The 17,328-nt window shown below is 65.8% G+C and carries 16 protein-coding genes; 6 read left to right on the top strand and 10 right to left on the bottom strand.

Annotated features, from left to right (window positions below; translation table 11 throughout):
* Positions 1-32: 32 nt before the first annotated feature.
* Together QZ749_RS01975 and QZ749_RS01970 are read left to right on the top strand one after the other, a co-directional pair.
* Positions 33-1,160 (top strand): acyl-CoA dehydrogenase family protein, encoded by a 1,128-nt coding sequence (locus tag QZ749_RS01975; protein ID WP_296942680.1) that lies wholly within the window; start codon positions 33-35, stop codon positions 1,158-1,160.
* A complete protein-coding gene (locus QZ749_RS01970) occupies positions 1,157-1,750 on the top strand; it encodes a GNAT family N-acetyltransferase (RefSeq protein WP_296942678.1) in 594 nt (197 codons plus the stop codon). The genes QZ749_RS01975 and QZ749_RS01970 overlap by 4 nt, the downstream gene beginning before the upstream one ends.
* Before the next feature lie 4 nt (positions 1,751-1,754).
* Here the strand turns inward: QZ749_RS01970 and QZ749_RS01965 are convergent, their stop codons facing one another.
* Complete coding sequence (locus QZ749_RS01965; protein WP_296942676.1) at positions 1,755-3,905, bottom strand: peptidase domain-containing ABC transporter; 2,151 nt, start codon at positions 3,903-3,905, stop codon at positions 1,755-1,757.
* 57 nt (positions 3,906-3,962) lie between these two features.
* Positions 3,963-5,279, bottom strand: a complete 1,317-nt coding sequence (locus QZ749_RS01960) for an HlyD family secretion protein (RefSeq protein ID WP_296942674.1) — start codon at positions 5,277-5,279, stop codon at positions 3,963-3,965.
* Between the two features lie 474 nt (positions 5,280-5,753).
* Here QZ749_RS01960 and QZ749_RS01955 point away from each other — a divergent pair, with 474 nt between their 5' ends.
* Together QZ749_RS01955 and QZ749_RS01950 are read left to right on the top strand one after the other, a co-directional pair.
* Entirely contained in the window at positions 5,754-5,897 is a 144-nt protein-coding gene (locus QZ749_RS01955) for a hypothetical protein (RefSeq protein ID WP_296942673.1), read from the top strand.
* Between the two features lie 38 nt (positions 5,898-5,935).
* Positions 5,936-6,124: a hypothetical protein gene (locus tag QZ749_RS01950; RefSeq protein ID WP_296942671.1), complete on the top strand. Its 189-nt coding sequence runs from the start codon at positions 5,936-5,938 to the stop codon at positions 6,122-6,124.
* A gap of 63 nt (positions 6,125-6,187) precedes the next feature.
* Here QZ749_RS01950 and QZ749_RS01945 read toward each other — a convergent pair whose 3' ends face one another.
* The gene (locus QZ749_RS01945; protein ID WP_296942669.1) at positions 6,188-7,201 is read right to left on the bottom strand and encodes a zinc-binding alcohol dehydrogenase family protein; all 1,014 of its coding nucleotides are present in this window, start codon (positions 7,199-7,201) and stop codon (positions 6,188-6,190) included.
* Positions 7,202-7,313: 112 nt separating this feature from the next.
* On the opposite strand from QZ749_RS01945, the gene QZ749_RS01940 reads away from it, so the two are divergent.
* Positions 7,314-8,222: a LysR family transcriptional regulator gene (locus tag QZ749_RS01940; RefSeq protein WP_307726643.1), complete on the top strand. Its 909-nt coding sequence runs from the start codon at positions 7,314-7,316 to the stop codon at positions 8,220-8,222.
* Positions 8,223-8,246: 24 nt separating this feature from the next.
* Here the strand turns inward: QZ749_RS01940 and QZ749_RS01935 are convergent, their stop codons facing one another.
* The 5 genes from QZ749_RS01935 to QZ749_RS01915 form a co-directional block, all read right to left on the bottom strand.
* Positions 8,247-9,431 (bottom strand): acetyl-CoA C-acyltransferase, encoded by a 1,185-nt coding sequence (locus QZ749_RS01935; protein ID WP_296942667.1) that lies wholly within the window; start codon positions 9,429-9,431, stop codon positions 8,247-8,249.
* Positions 9,432-9,522: 91 nt separating this feature from the next.
* Positions 9,523-9,984, bottom strand: a complete 462-nt coding sequence (locus tag QZ749_RS01930; RefSeq protein ID WP_296942665.1) for a MarR family winged helix-turn-helix transcriptional regulator — start codon at positions 9,982-9,984, stop codon at positions 9,523-9,525.
* 150 nt (positions 9,985-10,134) lie between these two features.
* Complete coding sequence (locus QZ749_RS01925; RefSeq protein ID WP_296942663.1) at positions 10,135-10,959, bottom strand: SDR family oxidoreductase; 825 nt, start codon at positions 10,957-10,959, stop codon at positions 10,135-10,137.
* 106 nt (positions 10,960-11,065) lie between these two features.
* Positions 11,066-11,509, bottom strand: a complete 444-nt coding sequence (locus tag QZ749_RS01920) for a MarR family winged helix-turn-helix transcriptional regulator (protein WP_296942661.1) — start codon at positions 11,507-11,509, stop codon at positions 11,066-11,068.
* A gap of 73 nt (positions 11,510-11,582) precedes the next feature.
* Positions 11,583-12,503, bottom strand: coding sequence for a LysR family transcriptional regulator (locus QZ749_RS01915; RefSeq protein ID WP_296942659.1), 921 nt, complete (start codon positions 12,501-12,503; stop codon positions 11,583-11,585).
* Between the two features lie 111 nt (positions 12,504-12,614).
* On the opposite strand from QZ749_RS01915, the gene QZ749_RS01910 reads away from it, so the two are divergent.
* The gene (locus tag QZ749_RS01910; protein WP_296942657.1) at positions 12,615-13,214 is read left to right on the top strand and encodes an FMN-dependent NADH-azoreductase; all 600 of its coding nucleotides are present in this window, start codon (positions 12,615-12,617) and stop codon (positions 13,212-13,214) included.
* Between the two features lie 130 nt (positions 13,215-13,344).
* Here QZ749_RS01910 and QZ749_RS01905 read toward each other — a convergent pair whose 3' ends face one another.
* Positions 13,345-14,388, bottom strand: coding sequence for an LD-carboxypeptidase (locus QZ749_RS01905; RefSeq protein ID WP_296942655.1), 1,044 nt, complete (start codon positions 14,386-14,388; stop codon positions 13,345-13,347).
* 100 nt (positions 14,389-14,488) lie between these two features.
* Positions 14,489-17,251, bottom strand: a complete 2,763-nt coding sequence (locus QZ749_RS01900) for a TonB-dependent receptor (protein ID WP_296942654.1) — start codon at positions 17,249-17,251, stop codon at positions 14,489-14,491.
* Between the last annotated feature and the right edge of the window lie 77 nt (positions 17,252-17,328).

Raw genomic sequence — 17,328 nt, 5'->3', positions numbered from 1 at the left:
ACCATTCATATCATTACAACCATTCACGAGACATGATCCTTTCCGAAGAACACCAGATGATCCGCGACGCCCTGCGCAGCTTCGCGCAGGAGCGCCTCGCGCCGCACGCCGCGCGCTGGGACCGCGAACACCACTTCCCGCGGGAAGAGCTGCAGGAACTGGCGCGCCTGGGCGCGTTCGGCGTGGCCGTGCCCGAGGAACACGGCGGCGCCGGCCTCGACTACGTGGCGCTGGCGCTGGTACTGGAAGAGATCGCGGCCGGCGATGGCGGCACCTCCACCATCATCTCGGTCAACAACTGCCCGGTATGCTCGATCGGCATGGCGTATGCGAACGCGCAGCAGAAGGAACGCTGGCTGCGTCCGCTGGCCAGCGGCGCGCTGCTGGGCGCGTTCGCGCTGACCGAGCCGCATACCGGCAGCGACGCCGCCGCCCTGCGCACGACGGCGGTGCGCGACGGCGACCACTACGTCCTGAACGGCACCAAGCAGTTCATCACCAGCGGCAAGAACGGCGACGTGGCGATCGTGATGGCGGTGACCGACAAGGCGGCAGGCAAGAAGGGCATCAGCGCCTTCTGGGTGCCGACCGACACGCCCGGCTATATCGTCGCCGGCATCGAGCACAAGATGGGCCAGCACTCCTCGGACACGGCGCAGATCGTGTTCGAACATTGCCGCATCCCGGCGGAGAACCTGATCGGCGTAGAAGGACAGGGCTACAAGATCGCCCTGTCCGGCCTGGAAGGCGGCCGCATCGGCATCGCCTCGCAATCGGTCGGCATGGCGCGCGCCGCGTTCGAGGCGGCGCTGGCCTACGCGAAGGAGCGCACCAGCTTCGGCACGGCGATCTTCGACCACCAGGCCGTGCAGTTCCGCCTGTCCGGGATGGCGACGCAGATCGAGGCGGCGCGCCAGCTGATCCTGCACGCGGCCGCGATGAAGGACGCGGGCCTGCCCTGCCTGAAGGAAGCGGCGATGGCCAAGCTGTTCGCTTCCGAGATGGCCGAGCGCGTGGTGTCGGATGCCATGCAGGTGCTGGGCGGCTACGGCTACGTGGCCGACTTCCCGGTCGAGCGCATCTACCGCGACGTGCGCGTGTGCCAGATCTACGAAGGCACCAGCGACATCCAGAAGATCCTGATCGCCAGGGCCCTGTGAACGCAGCGACGGCCCGCCAGGCCATGGCGCCGCAGGCCGCGATCCGACCGGCGGGCGAGGCCGACCTGGCGCCCTTCTTCGCCTACCTGGACGACCACCTGCGCGACAACGGCATCGACGGCACCCCGCTGTTCCAGCCGCTGCCGCGCGACAGCGCGCGCATGCCGCCCGGCCTGCGCTTGGCCTTCATCCGCGGCGTGGCGCTGGACATCGGCGAGCCGGGCTGGCGCCGCCTGTGGCTGGCGCTGGGCCCGACCGGCGACATCGCCGGCCACGTCGACCTGCGCGGCCGCCCGGAGCCGGGCGCGCCGCACCGCGCGATGCTGGGCATGGGCGTGCACCGCGCCTGGCGCCGGCGCGGCCTGGGCCTGCGCCTGCTGGCCACCGCCGTCGACTGGGCGCGCGCCACCCCGCACCGTGACGGCGGCGCGCGCATCGACTGGATCGACCTGGAAGTCCTGTCGGCCAACACGCCCGCCTGCGCGCTCTACGTGCAGGCGGGCTTCGACACCGTTGCGCGCCTCGCCGACATGCTCAGGATCGATGGCGCCAGCCATGACCTGAGCTACATGACCCTGAAGCTGCGCTAGCTGGTCACGCGGCCTGGACGCTCTCCGACTGGCGCCGCTCCTGCCTCATGTCCTGCACGATTTTTCCACCATGGAGCACCACGACCCGTTCGGCCATGGCGATGGTCTCTGGCCGATGGGCCACGATGATGCGTGTCAGCGCGATGCTCTGGATTGCCGCGTTGACGGCCTGCTCGTTCCACACGTCGAGATGGCTGGTGGCCTCGTCCAATACCAGCAGTTGCGGATTCTTGTACAGCGCGCGCGCCAGCAGGATGCGCTGCTTCTGGCCGCCCGACAGGCCGGTACCGATATCGCCGACGAGGGTGTTGTAGGTCATCGGCATGGCCATGATTTCCTTGTCGATGGCGGCAAGCCGCGCGCACTCGACGACGTGCTCCTGCCTGGGCGAGGTGCTGAAAAAGCTGATGTTGTCCGATATCGAACCAGCGAACAAGGTATCGTCCTGCATCACCGTGCCGACCAGTTGACGGTAGTTCGACAGGCCGAGGTTGGACAGCTTCACGCCACCGACGAGAATCTCTCCGCTCGTGGGTTCGAGCAGGCCAAGAAGCAGCTTCATCAATGTCGTCTTGCCACTGCCCGAAGGACCGGTCAGGGCGATGCATTCTCCCGGATCGATCACGAGATCGAGGTCCTTGACGATATAGGGCTCTCCTTCCGAATAGCGGAAACAGAGCTGGCGCAATTCGATCGACGGGACGATCCCCGCCGGGTCGATCTCATGGGTGAAGGTATCCTGTTCGGGCTGCGCAAGCACGATGTCGGCCACGCGTTCCCCGTGCAGGCGCAGCATCGTGAATTCGAACACTTTGTCGACCAGGCTGGCCATGCGCTGGCTGAACTGGTCCTTGTAGCTGATGAAGGCGAACAGCATTCCGACCGAGAACTTCGCATCCATGACGGCCAGTGCTGCCAGCCAGATCACGACGACGCGCTCCACGCCGAACAGGAAGGTGTTCGCGGTCTGGTACGACAGGCCCAGCCTGGCGATCCGCAGGTCGGCATTGAACTCGTCGGCAAGCGCATTCAACCAGCCGGCCCGGCGTTCGTCATCGCGTCCGAACAGGCGCACGCTCTGGACGCCGCGCACGGACTCCATGAAATGGGTCTGCTGCCTGGCCGCATGGATGATCTGTTCGGACGTCGCTTCTTTCAACGGGGCGAAGACCAGCAGGCGCAAGGCCACGTACAACGCCACCGCCGCACACGCGACGGCCGCAAGCTGCAGGCTGTACAGGCACATCATCGCGAGTGTTCCCACTACGAGCACGCCGTCGATGATGCCCTCGACGAACTGGATCGTCATGCTCTTCTGGATCGTCTGGATCGAGCCGAAGCGGGAGACGATGTCACCGGTGTGACGATTCTCGAAGTAAGGCAACGGCAGTTTCATCAGGTGCGCGAAGGCGTTGCCGAACCATTGGAAATTGAGGTTCGTCGAGAGGACGGTCGTCATCCAGGAACGGACGGCGCCGATCGACGCCTGCAGCACGACAAGCAGCAGGAAGCCGCAACCGAGCACCGTGACGAGGTCGCGGTCGGCCGCCAGCAGGGCTTCGTCGACCATCCATTGCATGTAGAACGGGGCGATGAGCGCGCAGACCTGCAAGGCCAGCCCGAGCAGCAGTATCCGGGCGAGGCCGCCCTTCAATCCGGTCACCCGGCCCATCAGGGCCAGCAGCGCGATCGTCCGGCTTTCATTTTTCGGCGCGAACGCACCGGTCGGCGTGAGTTCGAGCGCGACGCCGGTGAAATGATTGGCGACATCCGCCAACGCCAGGCGCCGCTCCCCGACGCCAGGGTCGTGGATGAGCGCATGGGTGGAGGTGACGCGTTTCAGGACGACGAAATGGTTCATGTCCCAGTGCAGCACGGCGGGCAGTTTCAGTTGGGGCAAATGCTGCATGTCGAGCTTCAGTGGCCGCGGCTGCAATTCCAGACGCTGTGCCATCGCCATCAGGCCCTTCAGCGTCGCGCCCTTGAGTGAGATGGGAAACCGTTGCCGCATGCTCGACAGGTCGATCCGGTGTCCCCAATAGGAAGCCACCATCGCGACGCATGCCAGGCCGCATTCGGCGGCCTCGGTCTGCAGGATCAACGGGAGGCGCTTGCCGCGCCAGAACGCCAGCTGCAAGGAGGAAGCGATTTTCATGAGCGCACACTCGCAAATGATGGGACGGCAGGATGGACGCGCGACCGGCTGTTTGGCTTAACGGCGCCCGGATATGCTGAACAAGGGTTCCAGCACCCACTCATACAAGCGCCGGTGTTCCAGGATAATGCTGGCGTCCAGCAACATGCCCGCCTTGAGTTCTGCCGGCTTGCCATAGGCGAGGACGGTTTGCCGCTTCAACGTCAGGCGAATGCGGTACAAGGGTTCGGAAGACTGATTCGCAGCCGTCGCGGCACCGGGCAGGGTCAGCTCCTGCGCCGGCATGGACGTACCCGCAATTTCGTGTACGGTTGCCTCCTGCTGGCCGAACTTCTGGTAGGGATATGCCTGGTAACGAAGCAGTACTTTCATTCCCGGCTTGATGAAGCCCACCGAGCGGGATGGCGCATAGATTTCTGCCTCGAGCTCCGAGCCGGCCGGCAGCACGGAGGCCAGTGTGGCGTCGGCGGCGACCGGCTTGCCGATTTCCGCGGCGATGGCCGTGACCGTGCCGGCGGTCGGCGCGACCACGTGGATTTCCCGTCGCGCTTCGCTTTCGGCCAGGTCCTGCTGGATGGCCAGCTCGTTGCGCTTCAGCGCTGCCTCGTCGCGCTGCGCCTGGAACACGAGGTCATGGTATTCGGCATCGGCGGAGGCATGGTCACGTCCATTGCTGCCCTTGAGGCGTTCGAGTTCGGCCAGGCGCTGGCGCTGGTCCAGCAGTTCACCCTCCTTCTCTTCCATCTGGGCCGCTGAGATATAGTTGGTGGCATGCAGATCCCTGAATCTCTTAAAGGACTGCATGGCCAGCAGTACGTGTGAGCGCTGCAACGCGATCTGCGCATCCAGGCGTGTTCCTTCTTCCAGCAGAGCGGTCGCCCTTTTCCGTGCCGCCGCCACGCGGTGATCGGACTGGCGGCTCATCTGCAACAACTCGTCGCGATAAATGTCGCGCCGATTCGCCAGCAAGGCAGACACGGTGCTTTCGGCCGAGAGCATGGTGCCGGTATGACGCTCGCTGGATAGCACGAACAATACGTCGCCGGGTTTTACATGCTGGCCTTCGCTGACCCGCAAGCTTGTGACGATTCCTGTTTGCCCCGCACGCACACGAATCAAGCCTTGACTCGGCAATAGCACACCTGAAATGTCTGTCCTGCGTGCCGAAGTGAAGAAACCAAAGAAAGCGATGACGGCGACAATGATCGCCATGAAGACAATGGTCAGTACCTTGTGGCTCTTGTGAACTGTAAGAATGACTGTTCCGTATTGTCTGGTACTGACAAAATCTATCGCTTCTTGGCGAAAAAACGATTTAGTAGACAAGGCGATTGATGATGCATCAACTTTTGCTGTCTTTTCTGCATGTCCCATGGCGAGGAATTATCATAAAGATGGAAATTCTCCACAATATGTTTCCAAACCTCAATTACTTAAATCAAAGAAAAATGTAAAATTAATTTTTTCTCTCATAAAATAATTCGCATTGATAAAAATTAAAAATTAATTTGAACTTACTCCAAATACCAAAAAATTAATATTTCTACACCACTGAATAGATCATTCTCAAACTCAATATTATTGACTCAATGCAATATTATTGAAAAATTTACCTCTATGATCATCCTGTGCCCTTATCAGGTACAACATGACTTGGTATTCATATTTTTTATGAGGTGTCTATGAGAGATTTATGTAACGAGTTCTGTGTTTGGCTAAACAATTTACCCGATTATTATCAAGCGATAGTTGTTTCTTTTTTATGCTTGGCGGTTATGAGTCAGGCGCTTGATTTAGGTAAAACTGTGGGTGCGATGATTTACCGCGTAGCTCATTGAGGAGGACAGCATGCAAGAACTGACAAGTTTTGAGATTGACGAAGTCTCTGGGGCTGGAGTCGGTGCCGGTCTGATCGTCGCAGCTGTCGTCGTTCTTGTGGTAATCGGGATGGCTGCCGGCTGGAATGACGAGGCCAAGAAAAAGAAGCAGTAATTTTTGACAACTCTCTTTAGAATTGAAAAGGAGCTAAAATGAATGAAATTTCAACCCTTGACTATCGCCAACTCAATAATTTTCATGAATTGAGTGACGATGAGGTCACTATCGTGTCGGGCGGTCTTCCGGTTGTTGCAGTAGCAGCGGGAATCGTTGCACTCGGAGGTTCAGCATTAGATTTCGGCTACAAGCTCGGCGGGATGCTTTACAAAATAACTCATTGATCATTCCATTAGGGAGTGAACTCCTGTTCACCCCTAATTTCTGAAAAATGACTTACTTTAAATTCAATACCCTTCCAGCACAATCTTGCCTTGCGCCCGATTCGACTCGAGCAGCGCATGCGCCCGCTTCAAATTCTCCGCATCGATCCTGCCGAAGTTCTCGTTGGCCGTGGTGCGGATCGTCCCCGCATCGACCAGGTCGGCGAGGCGGTCCAGGATCTCGTGCTGCTTGATCATGTCGGCGGTCCCGAACAACGAGCGCGTAAACATCAGTTCCCAGTGCAGCGACACGGCCTTGCGCTTGAACTTGCGCACGTCGATCAGGTCCGGGTCGTCGATCAGGCCGAACTTGCCCTGCGGCGCGATGAGCTCGACGATCTCGTCGAAGTGGTGGTCGGAATGGGTCAGGCCAATCACGTAGTCCGGCGCGGCCAGGCCGGCGCGCTTGCATTCTTCCGACAGCGGCTTGCCGTGGTCGATCACGTGGTGGGCGCCGTGCTGCAGCACCCAGTCGCGCGTCTCGGGACGCGAGGCGGTGCCGATGACGGTCAGGCCCGTCAGCTGGCGCGCCAGCTGCACCAGGATCGAGCCGACGCCGCCGGCCGCGCCGATCACCAGCAGGCTTTTACCTGTCGCAGCATCGCCCTGCGGCACGTCCAGGCGGTCGAACAGCATCTCCCAGGCGGTCAGGCCGGTCAGCGGCAACGCGGCGGCGGCGGCGAAGTCCAGCGACTGCGGCATCTTGCCGACGATGCGCTCGTCGACCAACTGCAGCTCGCTGTTGCTGCCGGCGCGGGCGATCGAGCCGGCGTACCAGACGCGGTCGCCGGGGCGGAACAGGGTGACGTCCGGTCCGACGGCGCGCACGATGCCGGCCGCATCCCAGCCGAGCACCTTCCACTCGCCCTCGGGCGGCTTGCTGCCGTTGCGCACCTTGGTGTCGACCGGGTTGACCGAAACGGCCTGCACCTCGACCAGCAGGTCGTGGCCGGCGGCGACCGGGTCCGGCAGGGTGATGTCGACCAGCGATTGCGCGTCGCCGATGGGGAGGTTGGTCTGGTAGCCGATGGCTTTCATGGCGGATTCCTTCGTGGGGTGGTGATCGATGGGGGCATTCTGGACCGTCCGGCATCTTTGATAAACTAGGTAATCGAGGAATCACCTTCAATATTATTTTGAAAAACCAGCCATGAAAATCCGCAACCTGCAGGATCTCGAGATCTTCGTCGCGACGGCCGAACAGGGTGGGCTGTCGGCGGCGGCGCGCCTGCTCGACATCTCGCCGGCCGTGGCCAGCGCGGGGCTCAAGCGCCTGGAGGCCGGCCTCGACACGGCGCTGTTCGTGCGGACCACGCGCAGCATGCGCCTGACGGCGGCCGGCGAGCGCCTGCTGGCGCGCGGCAAGCCGCTGCTGGAGGGGTTGCGCGATGCCGAGGACGAACTGGTGGCAGGCCACGACAAGGTAGAGGGCCAGTTGCAGATCTCGATGCCGTCCGACCTCGGACGCCACGTGGTGCTGCCCTGGCTGAACGCGTTCCAGGCGCGCCATCCCGCCGTGCGCCTGCGCCTGCAATTGACCGACCGCCTGGCCGACATCTACCGCGAACCGGTCGACATCGCGCTACGCTTCGGCAAGCCGCCGGAGTCGAGCATGGTGGCCCTGCCCCTGCTGGAAGACAATCCGCGCGTGCTGTGCGCCGCCCCGGCCTACCTGGCGCGGCGCGGCACGCCGGCCACGCCGCGCGAACTCGTCGCGCACAACTGCCTGTGCTTCATGCTGGACGACGCCGTCAACGACCGCTGGCGCTTCCGCAAGGACGACGAGGACATCGAGGTGGCGGTGCGCGGCGACCGCGTGGCCGGCGATTCCGAGATCGTGCGGCGCTGGGCGCTCGACGGCCTGGGCCTGTGCTACCGCTCGCTGATCGACGTGCGCGCCGACCTCGCCGGCGGCCGGCTGCGCCTCGTCTGCCCGGACTGGAAAGGCAACAACGTGCCCCTGTACATGGTGCTGGCCAACCGCCGGCAGGTATCGCCGGCGGTGCGGGTGCTCAGGGAATTCCTGGTGGAGAAGGTACGGGCGCTGGCGGGCCCGTGACGCCGGCCCGCCGGGGCGCGCGGGTCAGACCGTCTCGAGCGCGAGCGCGATGCCCTGGCCGCCGCCGATGCACAGCGTGACCACGCCGCGCCGCGCCAGGCCGCGCCGCATCGCGTGCAGCAGGCGCACCGCCAGGATGGCGCCGGTGGCGCCGATCGGGTGCCCGTGCGCCACAGCGCCCCCTTCCGGATTGACGACGTCTTCCGCCAGCCCCAGCCGGCGCGCCACGGCGAGCGGCACCGCCGCGAAGGCTTCGTTGATCTCGTAGCGGTCGACGTCGCCGATGCGCCACCCCGCGCGCTGCAGGGCCTTGCGCACGGCCGGCACGGGTCCGAGGCCGAACATGCCCGGCTCCACCGCCGCCACCGCGGACGCGACCAGGCGCGCCACCGGCTGCAGGCCCAGGCGTTCCGCCGCGCCGCGCTCGGCCACGATCAGGGCCGCGGCGCCGCTGTTCAGGCCGGGCGCATTGCCCGCCGTGATGGTGCCGTCCGGGCGGAACGCCGGCTTGAGCATGGCCAGCTTGTCGAGCGTGGTGTCGGGACGGTTGGCCTCGTCGGTGGCGAATTGCGTGACGCCGCCCCTGGCCTTGATCTCGACCGGCGCGATCTCCGCCTCGAACAGGCCGGCCGCCTGGGCTTGCGCGAAGCGCTGCTGCGAGCGCGCGGCCCAGCGGTCCTGGTCGTGGCGCGCGATGTCGGCCTCGCGCACCAGGTCCTCGGTATGCCAGCCCGAGTGCTGGGACGAGAACGCGTCGTTCAAGCCGTCGTGCAGCAGGCTGTCGAGCATCTGCGCGTGGCCCATGCGCGCGCCCCAGCGCGCCTGCGGCAGCAGGTAGGGGGCCATGTCCATGTTTTCCATGCCGCCGGCCAGCACGACCTCGGATTCGCCGGCCAGGATTTCCAGCGCCGCCGAGGCCACCGCCTGGGCGCCGGAGCCGCACACGCGGTTCAGCGTCATCGCCGGCACGTCGACGGGGATCCCGCCATGCACGGCGGCCTGGCGCGCCGGGTTCATGCGGTTGCCGGCCTGGATCACGTTGCCCATCAGGACCGCGTCGATGCGGCCGGGATCGATGCCGGCGCGCGCGACGGCAGCGCGCACGGCGACGGCGCCCAGTTCCACGGCCGGGATGGCCTTGAGGGTACCGTTGAAAGCGCCGATCGCGGTACGGACCGGTGCGCACAGGACGATGTCGCGGGAAGCCATGATCACTCCTTTCGATTGGATACAGATAGGAGTATATGCACTTTTTTCGGCGCTTGCGCGCGGGCGGCCGGTCCCGCCCGCGACAAAAAAATCAGCGCTTGCCGGCCTGGACGTCGTGGATGCCGGTCTCGACGACGGCGCGCAGCAGGCCGCGCAACTCGTCCGCGCGCGCGGCGCCGAAGTGCTGCTCGAAAGTCTGCTGGGCCTTGCGCCACAGCGGCAGCATCGCCTTGACCTTGGCCTTGCCGGCCGGGGTCAGCGCGATCACGCGCTCGCGGCGGTCGTGTTCGCTGGCTCCGGAAGCGACCAGCGCATCGCGTTCCAGCGGCTTGAGGTTGCGCGTCAGGGTGGTGCGGTCCATCACCAGTTCGGCCGACATCTGGTTGACCGTCATCGGGCCCAGCGCCGACAGCTTGTAGAGGATCGAGAACTGCGTCACGCGCAAGCCGGTCCCGCTCAGCATCTGGTCGTAGGCGCCGGTGATGTAGCGCGACGCCTGGCGCAGCGCGAGGCAGTTGCAGAAGCTGAGGTTCGATTCGGCGCGCGAAGTCATGGGCATTTCCGTGGTCGGTGGACGTGCATGTCCGCGCCGAGTATAACCGCGCGGTTTTTCATGCAGCACATCATCCTATCGCTTGCTTCTGCGCCGGTCGGCAACGCCGCCGCGCCGCTGCGGCATGCCGGGACCGGCGGCGGGCCAGGCTCAGGCGGCCCGCGCCGCCGGCACGATGCCGTAGCGGCTGGCCGGCTTCGTGCCCGACAGTTCCGGATGCATCGCCACGCGCGCGGCCTCGTAGGCATCCCACTTGGCGCCGTCTTCCAGCGCGGGGATGGTGGCGAACTCGCCGCGGTCGAAGCCGGCCAGCGCGGCGTCGACCATGTCGTCGGCGCGCATCACGATCTCCTGCGGCAGGTGCGCGAGCGGCACGCCGGCCGTCTGCCAGAAGTCGGTGGCGGTGGCGCCCGGCAGCACGGCCTGCACGCGCACGCCCCTGGCGCCCAGTTCGTGCCGCAGCGACTGGCTGAACGCCAGCACATAGGCCTTGCTGCCGCCGTAGACGCCGTTCAGCACTTCCGGCGCGATCGCCACGATCGAGGCGATGTTGATGAAGGCGCCCCTGCCGCGGGCGACGAAGCCCGGCGCGGCGGCGTAGGCCAGGCGCGTGGGCGCGGTCACGTTCAGCGCGATCATGTCCTGCATCTTGCCGATGTCCGAATCGAGCAGCGGCCCGGCGCCGCCGACGCCGGCATTGTTCACCAGCAGGGTGATGCCGGCATCGTTGCGCAGCAGGTCTTCCACGCGCGCCAGGTCGGCGTCCTGCGTCAGGTCGGCGGCGATGGTGCGCACGGTGCGGCCGTGGGTCGCCTTCAGGCGTTCGGCCAGGGCGTGCAGGCGCTCGGCGCTGCGCGCCACCAGCACCAGGTCGTAGCCGCGCCTGGCCAGGCGGTCGGCGTAGATGGCGCCGATGCCCGACGATGCGCCGGTGACGACTGCGGTACCCAGGGATGCGTTGCTGGCGTTGCTCATGGTGGTTCTCCTCGTTCGTTGGTGGCCGCTGGCGGCCGGGTCGTTTCCATCGGATGGCACCTTATGTGCGTACACACATATAGGTGCAAAAAATTTTGCTGCCGTCCTACCCCATCTCGTGCCCCATTTCGTGCGCCATCTCGTGCACCGTCTCGCGCAGTTGGCCAGCCAGTTCCTGGCCGAAGCGCCGCTCGAATTCCTCCTGCGCCGCCTGCCACACCGGCATCGCCTCGGCCAGCTTGCGCCGTCCCGCGTCGGTCAGGCGCACCACGTTGCGGCGCGCGTCTTCCTCGTGCGGGCCGATGGCCAGGAAGCCGTCGCGCTCCAGCGGTTGCAGGGCGCGGACCACGCTGGTGCGTTCCATCGCGAGCACCTCGACCAGTTCCTTCATCGACGCCGCATTCACTTCGTCGACGTAGACCAGGATCGAGAACTGCGTGCTGGTGACCCCCACCGTCGCCAGGCGGTCCTCGTACAGCTTGGTGATGAGGCGCGCCGCCTTGCGCGAAGCGAAGCAGTTGCAGAGCGAGAGTCGTGCGGAAGCAGTCATGGGCACAGTATTATGTGTGTGCACACACATGTCAAGCGATTTCTGGCGCGAGCGAGAAAAAAGCGGTGCGCGCTCAACGCTTGGGACAGCGCCCCGGCAGCGCCTCGATATGGGCCTTGAGCATATCGACGAACACGCGGGTGCGCGCCGGCAGCAGGCGCCGCCCGGGCAGCATGCACCAGACGCCGGCCGTCGGCAGGTTCCAGTCGGGCAGCACGCGCACCAGCCGGCCCGCGTCGACCAGCGATTGCAGGGCGAAGTCGACCGGCAGGCCGGCGATGCCGGCGCCGCGCACGATCAGTTCGCGCTGCAGGCGCGGCGAATTGCTCAGCACGGGGCCGTGCTGCACCACGTCGCGCCGTTCGCCGCCGCGCTCCAGCGACCACGAGACGGGCTGGCCGTCGCTGGCCGCGACCGGCAGGCAGGTGTGCCGCGCCAGGTCTTCCGGCTCCCCTGGCGCGCCATGCTGCGCCAGGTAGGCAGGGCTGGCGTACAGGCCCTGGCGCATGTCGAACAGCTTGCGCGCGGTGAGCGTGGCGTCGTCCGGCAGGTGGAAGGCGGCGCGGATCGCCACGTCGAAGCGCTCGCCCAGCAGGTCGACGCGGCGCGGCGACAGGTCCAGGCGCAGGTCGATCTCGGGATAGCGCGCCCGGAATGCCAGGCAGAAGCCGGCGAAGTCGAATTCGATGAAGTCGGGCGGCATCGACACGCGCAGTTCGCCGCGCGGGGTGGCCTGGCGGTGCTGGGCCAGCGCCGACACTTCCTCAGCCTCGTCGACCAGGCGGCGCGCATGCTCCAGGATGCGTTCGCCGAACTCGGTGATCGCCAGGCGCCGCGTGCTGCGCACGAACAGCTTTTCGCCCAGCGTCTCTTCCAGCAGGCCCAGGCGCCGCGACAGCGTGGACTTCGGCAAGTCCATGCGCTCGGCGGCCTGGGTGAAGCTGCCCGCATCGACCACCCGCACGAACAGGATCAGGTCATTCGCATCGACCATGGCAGCCCTCGCTTATTCCAAAAATGGAACAATGATACTCGACCAGGCCACTTAATTTCCATGATTAAGACAAATAGAATGGCCTCCATTCACCCCACCTGGAGATCGACGATGCACATCCTGCAAATCAACGGCAGCGCCCGCCTGAACGGCTCGCATTCCACCCGCGTGGCCGACGCCATCGTGGCGCGCCTGCGGGAGCGCCATCCCGACGCCTCGCTCACGCTGCGCGACCTGGCGCGCGACCCGCATCCGGTGCTGGACGAGGCGGCGCTGACCGCCCTGTTCACGCCGGCCGCGCAGCGCACGCCCGAGCAGGCCGCGCGCGTGGCGCTGGACGACGCGCTGATCGCGCAACTGCAGCAGGCCGACGTCATCGTGCTGGGCGTGCCGATGTATAACTTCGGCGTCTCGGTGCAGATCAAGTCCTGGCTCGACGCCGTCATCCGCGCCGGCGAGACGTTCCGCTACGGCGCCAACGGGCCGGAAGGCCTGGTCACCGGCAAGAAGGTGTATGTCGGCCTGGCGCGCGGCGGCATCTACCGCGACACGCCCAACGATGCGCAGGTGCCGCACCTGAAGGGCGTGTTCGGCCTGCTGGGCATGACCGACGTCGAGTTCATCTACGCCGAGGGCGTCAAGATGGGGCCGGAGCGCGAGGCGGCGGCGTTCGACGAGGTGGCGGCGCAGATCGACGGCGCGGTGGTGTGATACACCTTTGCCACGGGCATGGTGCGCACGGGGTGCGCACCCTCGGCTTCGGCAAACACCGGGGTCAGAGCCCTCGAAAATCAACACCGGGCTCTGACCCCTGCGGGTGGGCATCCCGTGCCCACCGTTTTCAAGCCACCGCGGGCTCGAGCAAGGTGAGCGTCTGCGCCGCCGTGTCGAGCCGCGCCTGGATCCCGACCGGTATCGTGAACTGGTTGCGGATGTGCCCGAACGAATAGCCGGTCACCGCCGGCACGTGCAGCGGCTGCAGGTGCACGTCGAAGGTCTGGTCCAGCGTCAACGACGACCCGTCGCCCTGCGGCCCGCAGTTGTCGCAGATGCCGATCATCAGCGCCGCGGCCTTGTCGAAGCCGCCGGCCAGGTCCAGCTGCGTCATCCAGCGGTCGATGCGGTAGGGTTCCTCGTTGACTTCCTCGATGAACAGGATGCCGCCGCGCCAGTCGGCCGCGTACGGCGTGCCGGCCAGCGCGCTCACCAGCGACAGGTTGCCGCCCACCAGCGGCCCGGTGGCGACGCCGCCGTGTACCGTGCGTACCGCGTAGTGCGGTTCCTCGGCGGCGCGGCGGGCGTTCTCCGGCGCCATCGCGATCGTCGTGGTCGGCTGCGGATCGGTCAGCAGCGCCAGCAGGTGGCCGTCCGAATACGGCGACGGCGTGCTCGACGCCACCGGGCCGTGGAAGGTCACCAGGCCGGCCCGGCGCCGGATCGCGAGGTGCAGCGCGGTGATGTCGGAATAGCCCAGCAGGACCTTCGGGTTGGCGCGGATCAGGCCGTAGTCCAGGTGCTTCAGCAGCGAGATGCAGCCGGAGCCGCCGCGGATCGCCCACACGGCTTTCACCTCGGGGTCGCGGAACATGCCGTGCAGGTCGGCGATGCGGGCGGCGACGGTGCCGCCGTAATTGCCCCAGACTTCGCGCAGCCAGTTGCCCTGCTTGACGCGGAAGCCGAGGGATTCGATGTGCCGCACCGCCTTCTGGATGGCGGCGTCGCTGGTGTAGCCGCCGGGGGCGACGAGGCCGACGAGGTCGCCCCGGCGCAGGCGTGGGGGTTTGATCAGGGGTTGCATGGATTGCCTTGCGAGCGCCGGGAAGGCGGGCAGCAGCAGCGACGTGGCCAGCAGGCGGTGGAAGGTGCGGCGGTTGGTGTCGTGCATGCGGTGCGGCTTCGGCGGAGTCGAATGAAAACGGCCCGCTTCCGAAGGGGATCCCCTCGACGGCGGGCCGTGCCTGTCATGCCTGATGGGCAGTCAAGGGTCAGAAGAACTTGTACTTGACGTCGAAGCTCAGCGAACGGCCGCGCGGGTCGGCCACGCGCGGATCCCAGCCGGCGCCCACCACTTCATCGACGTTGTGCGCGGTGAACGGCGGATCGCGGTCGAACAGGTTCTGGATGCCGACGGTGATCGTCGTGTTCTTGAAGCCCGAATAGGTGCCCGACAGGCCCCAGGTGGTGTAGCTCGACACGTGCGACTTGAAGCCGGCCGGCGGCGTGCTCTTGCCGCCGTCGGGCAGCTGGTCCTTGTAGCCGTCGCGGAACAGGTTGCTCAACAGCGCGCTCCAGTCGCCGCGGCTCACGCTGAAGGTCGCGTTGTGCTTCCAGCGCAGGTAGATGTCGCGGGTGTAGAAGTTGCCCACGTATTCCACGTAGGGCTGGCCCTCGAACTCGGCGAACTGGTAGCTCTGGGTCCAGGTGCCGTCCAGCGTCGCGTTCCACTTGTAGCCGCCCGGCAGGTTGCCGCGCCCGCGCAGGCCGACGTCGGCGCCGCGCGTCTTGAGGCCCGCCGCATTGATCCAGCCGGCGTCGATGTACTCGATGACGCCGTCGGCGTCGCGGTGGATGTAATTCTGCAGGTAGGCCGCATTGGCCAGCACGACCTGCGGGGTGCGGTTCAGGATGCGGTCCTTGACGTTGATCGCCCAGTAGTCGACCGAGACCGAGAAGTTGGCGTTCGGCTCGACGATGAAGCCCAGCGTGCCCTGCTTCGAGGTTTCCGGCTTCAGGTTCGGGTTGCCGCCGCTGAAGTAGTCGAGGCGCTCGATCGCGCAGAAGCGCGGATCGTTCGGGTGCGAGGCGCAACCGATCGGGTCGGACACGCCGTTCGGCAGTTCCTGGCTCAGGCGGCCGGCGTACAGCTGGCCGAAGCTCGGCGCCAGGAAGCCCTTGTTGGCCGAGCCGCGCAGCATCAGCCAGCTGGTCGGCTTGTAGCTGAAGGCGATCTTCGGATTGGTGGTCGCGCCGATCAGGCTGTAGTCGTCGCGGCGGATCGCCAGCTGCAGTTCCAGGTCCTTGATGACCGGAACGGCCAGCTCGGCGTACACCGCCTTGATGTTGCGCGCCACGCGGTCCTGGTTGGCGTTGCCCGGCGCCAGCAGGATCTGGGTGGCGTCGGTGTCCTGCTTGAACTGGTAGCTTTCGCGGCGCAGGTCGGTGCCGATCGCGCCCGAGAGAGCGCCGGCCGGCAGCTGGAAGAGCTCGCCCGAGATCGAACCGTTCAACTGGGTCAGCGTGGTCTTGCCGTGCTGCAGGCGGCCGTAGAACTTGGTCGCTTCCAGCGCATCCATCGCGGCCTGGGTCTGGCCCTGCGCCGGCGCGGCCCACGGGTTCACGATGCCGCTGCCCAGCACCTTGTACAGCGCCGCGGTGTTCGCATAGCCGTCGACCAGGTCGGTCGTGGTGCGGCTGAAGCTGTGCGACAGGTCGAGGCGGTAGTCCCACTTGCTGGCGATGGTGCCTTCGGCGCCGACCAGCAGGCGCGCGGTGTCGGTGGCGTACTTCTGGGTGCGGTCGCCCAGCGGCCAGGCGCGCCATTTGTAGATGATCGGCTTGGTCTTGTCGAAGGTGGAGATGTACGGCGACAGGTCCTGGTAGTACTGGCCGCCGACCGGGTAGGCGTTGCCGTTGGCCAGCGAGGTCGAGATCTGGGCCGGGGTCAGGATCGCCAGGCTGTTGGTATGGGCGCCGACGGTCTCGGCGTACAGGCGGTGTTCCGGCGCCAGTTGGAAGGTGCCGCGCGCCACGAAGTTGGTACGCTCGGTCGGCAGCTGCATCACGTAGTCGCCGCCGTAGTCGTACGAGCAGGAATAGGTGGTGCGCAGCGGCGACGTCACGTTGGCCCACAGGTTGCTGGCGTACTGCTGCATGCCGGCGACGCTGTCGCACTTGCCTTGCAGGCTCAGCAGGCCGGCCTGCAGATAGGTGCTATTGCTGCCCGGCATCTTGAAACCGGTGCCCAGCGCGGTGCCGGCGCCGGTCAGCTGGTTCGCCACCGGGGTGCCGGTGGTGTCCGGCGACAGGCCGCGCGACGGCTGGAAGCCGTTGGCGAAGTCGCGCTGGCTGGAGTTCAGCTGCGAATTGTTGTCGTAGCCGATCGCCGCCATCACGTTGAAGCGGTCGGTGTCCAGGTTGCCCTTGCCCGCGACCAGTTGCAGGCGGCGGGTGGCGCCGCCGCCGTGTTCGGTGAAGTTGCCGCTGGCATTCGCCTGCACGCCTTCGAAGTCGGTCTTCAGGATGAAGTTGATCACGCCGCCCACGGCGTCGGTGCCGTAGATCGCCGAGGCGCCGTCCTTCAGCACCTCCACGCGCGCGACGGCCGCCAGCGGGATCGTGTTCAGGTCGACCGCCTTGCCCGACAGGCCGTAACCCGCGATGCGGCGGCCGTTGATCAGGACCAGGGTGCCGGTCGGGCCGAGGCCGCGCAGCGAGGCGAAGGAGCCGCCGCCGCTGACGCGGTCGGCGTCGGCGCCGAACACGTTGTTACCCGAAGTCATGTTGTCGGCGCCGGTACCGTTTGCCGAGATCAGGCGCATCATCTGCTCGGCATTGGTGATGCCCTGCTTGTCCATCTGCTCGACCGAGATGGTCTGCACCGGCAGCGCGCCTTCGAGCGCGATGCGCTTGATGCTCGAACCCGTGATCTCGACGCGCTGCATGGGGGCTTGCGAGGCGGCCTGCTGGGCGACCGCGGGGGCGGCGGTGCCGATCAGGGCGATCATAGAGGCTAGGGTTTTCAACTTCACGCGCTTCTCCTTCGGGTTCGACTTGGCGTTGGCTCAGGATGGTGTATTGGCGTAATGTCTTTGCATTACGATATTTG

It is taken from the genome of uncultured Massilia sp., assembly GCF_913773735.1.
Taxonomy (GTDB): domain Bacteria; phylum Pseudomonadota; class Gammaproteobacteria; order Burkholderiales; family Burkholderiaceae_D; genus Telluria.
The sequence above is the reverse complement of the archived record's forward strand: the minus strand, read 5'-3'. Positions and strand labels throughout refer to the sequence as shown.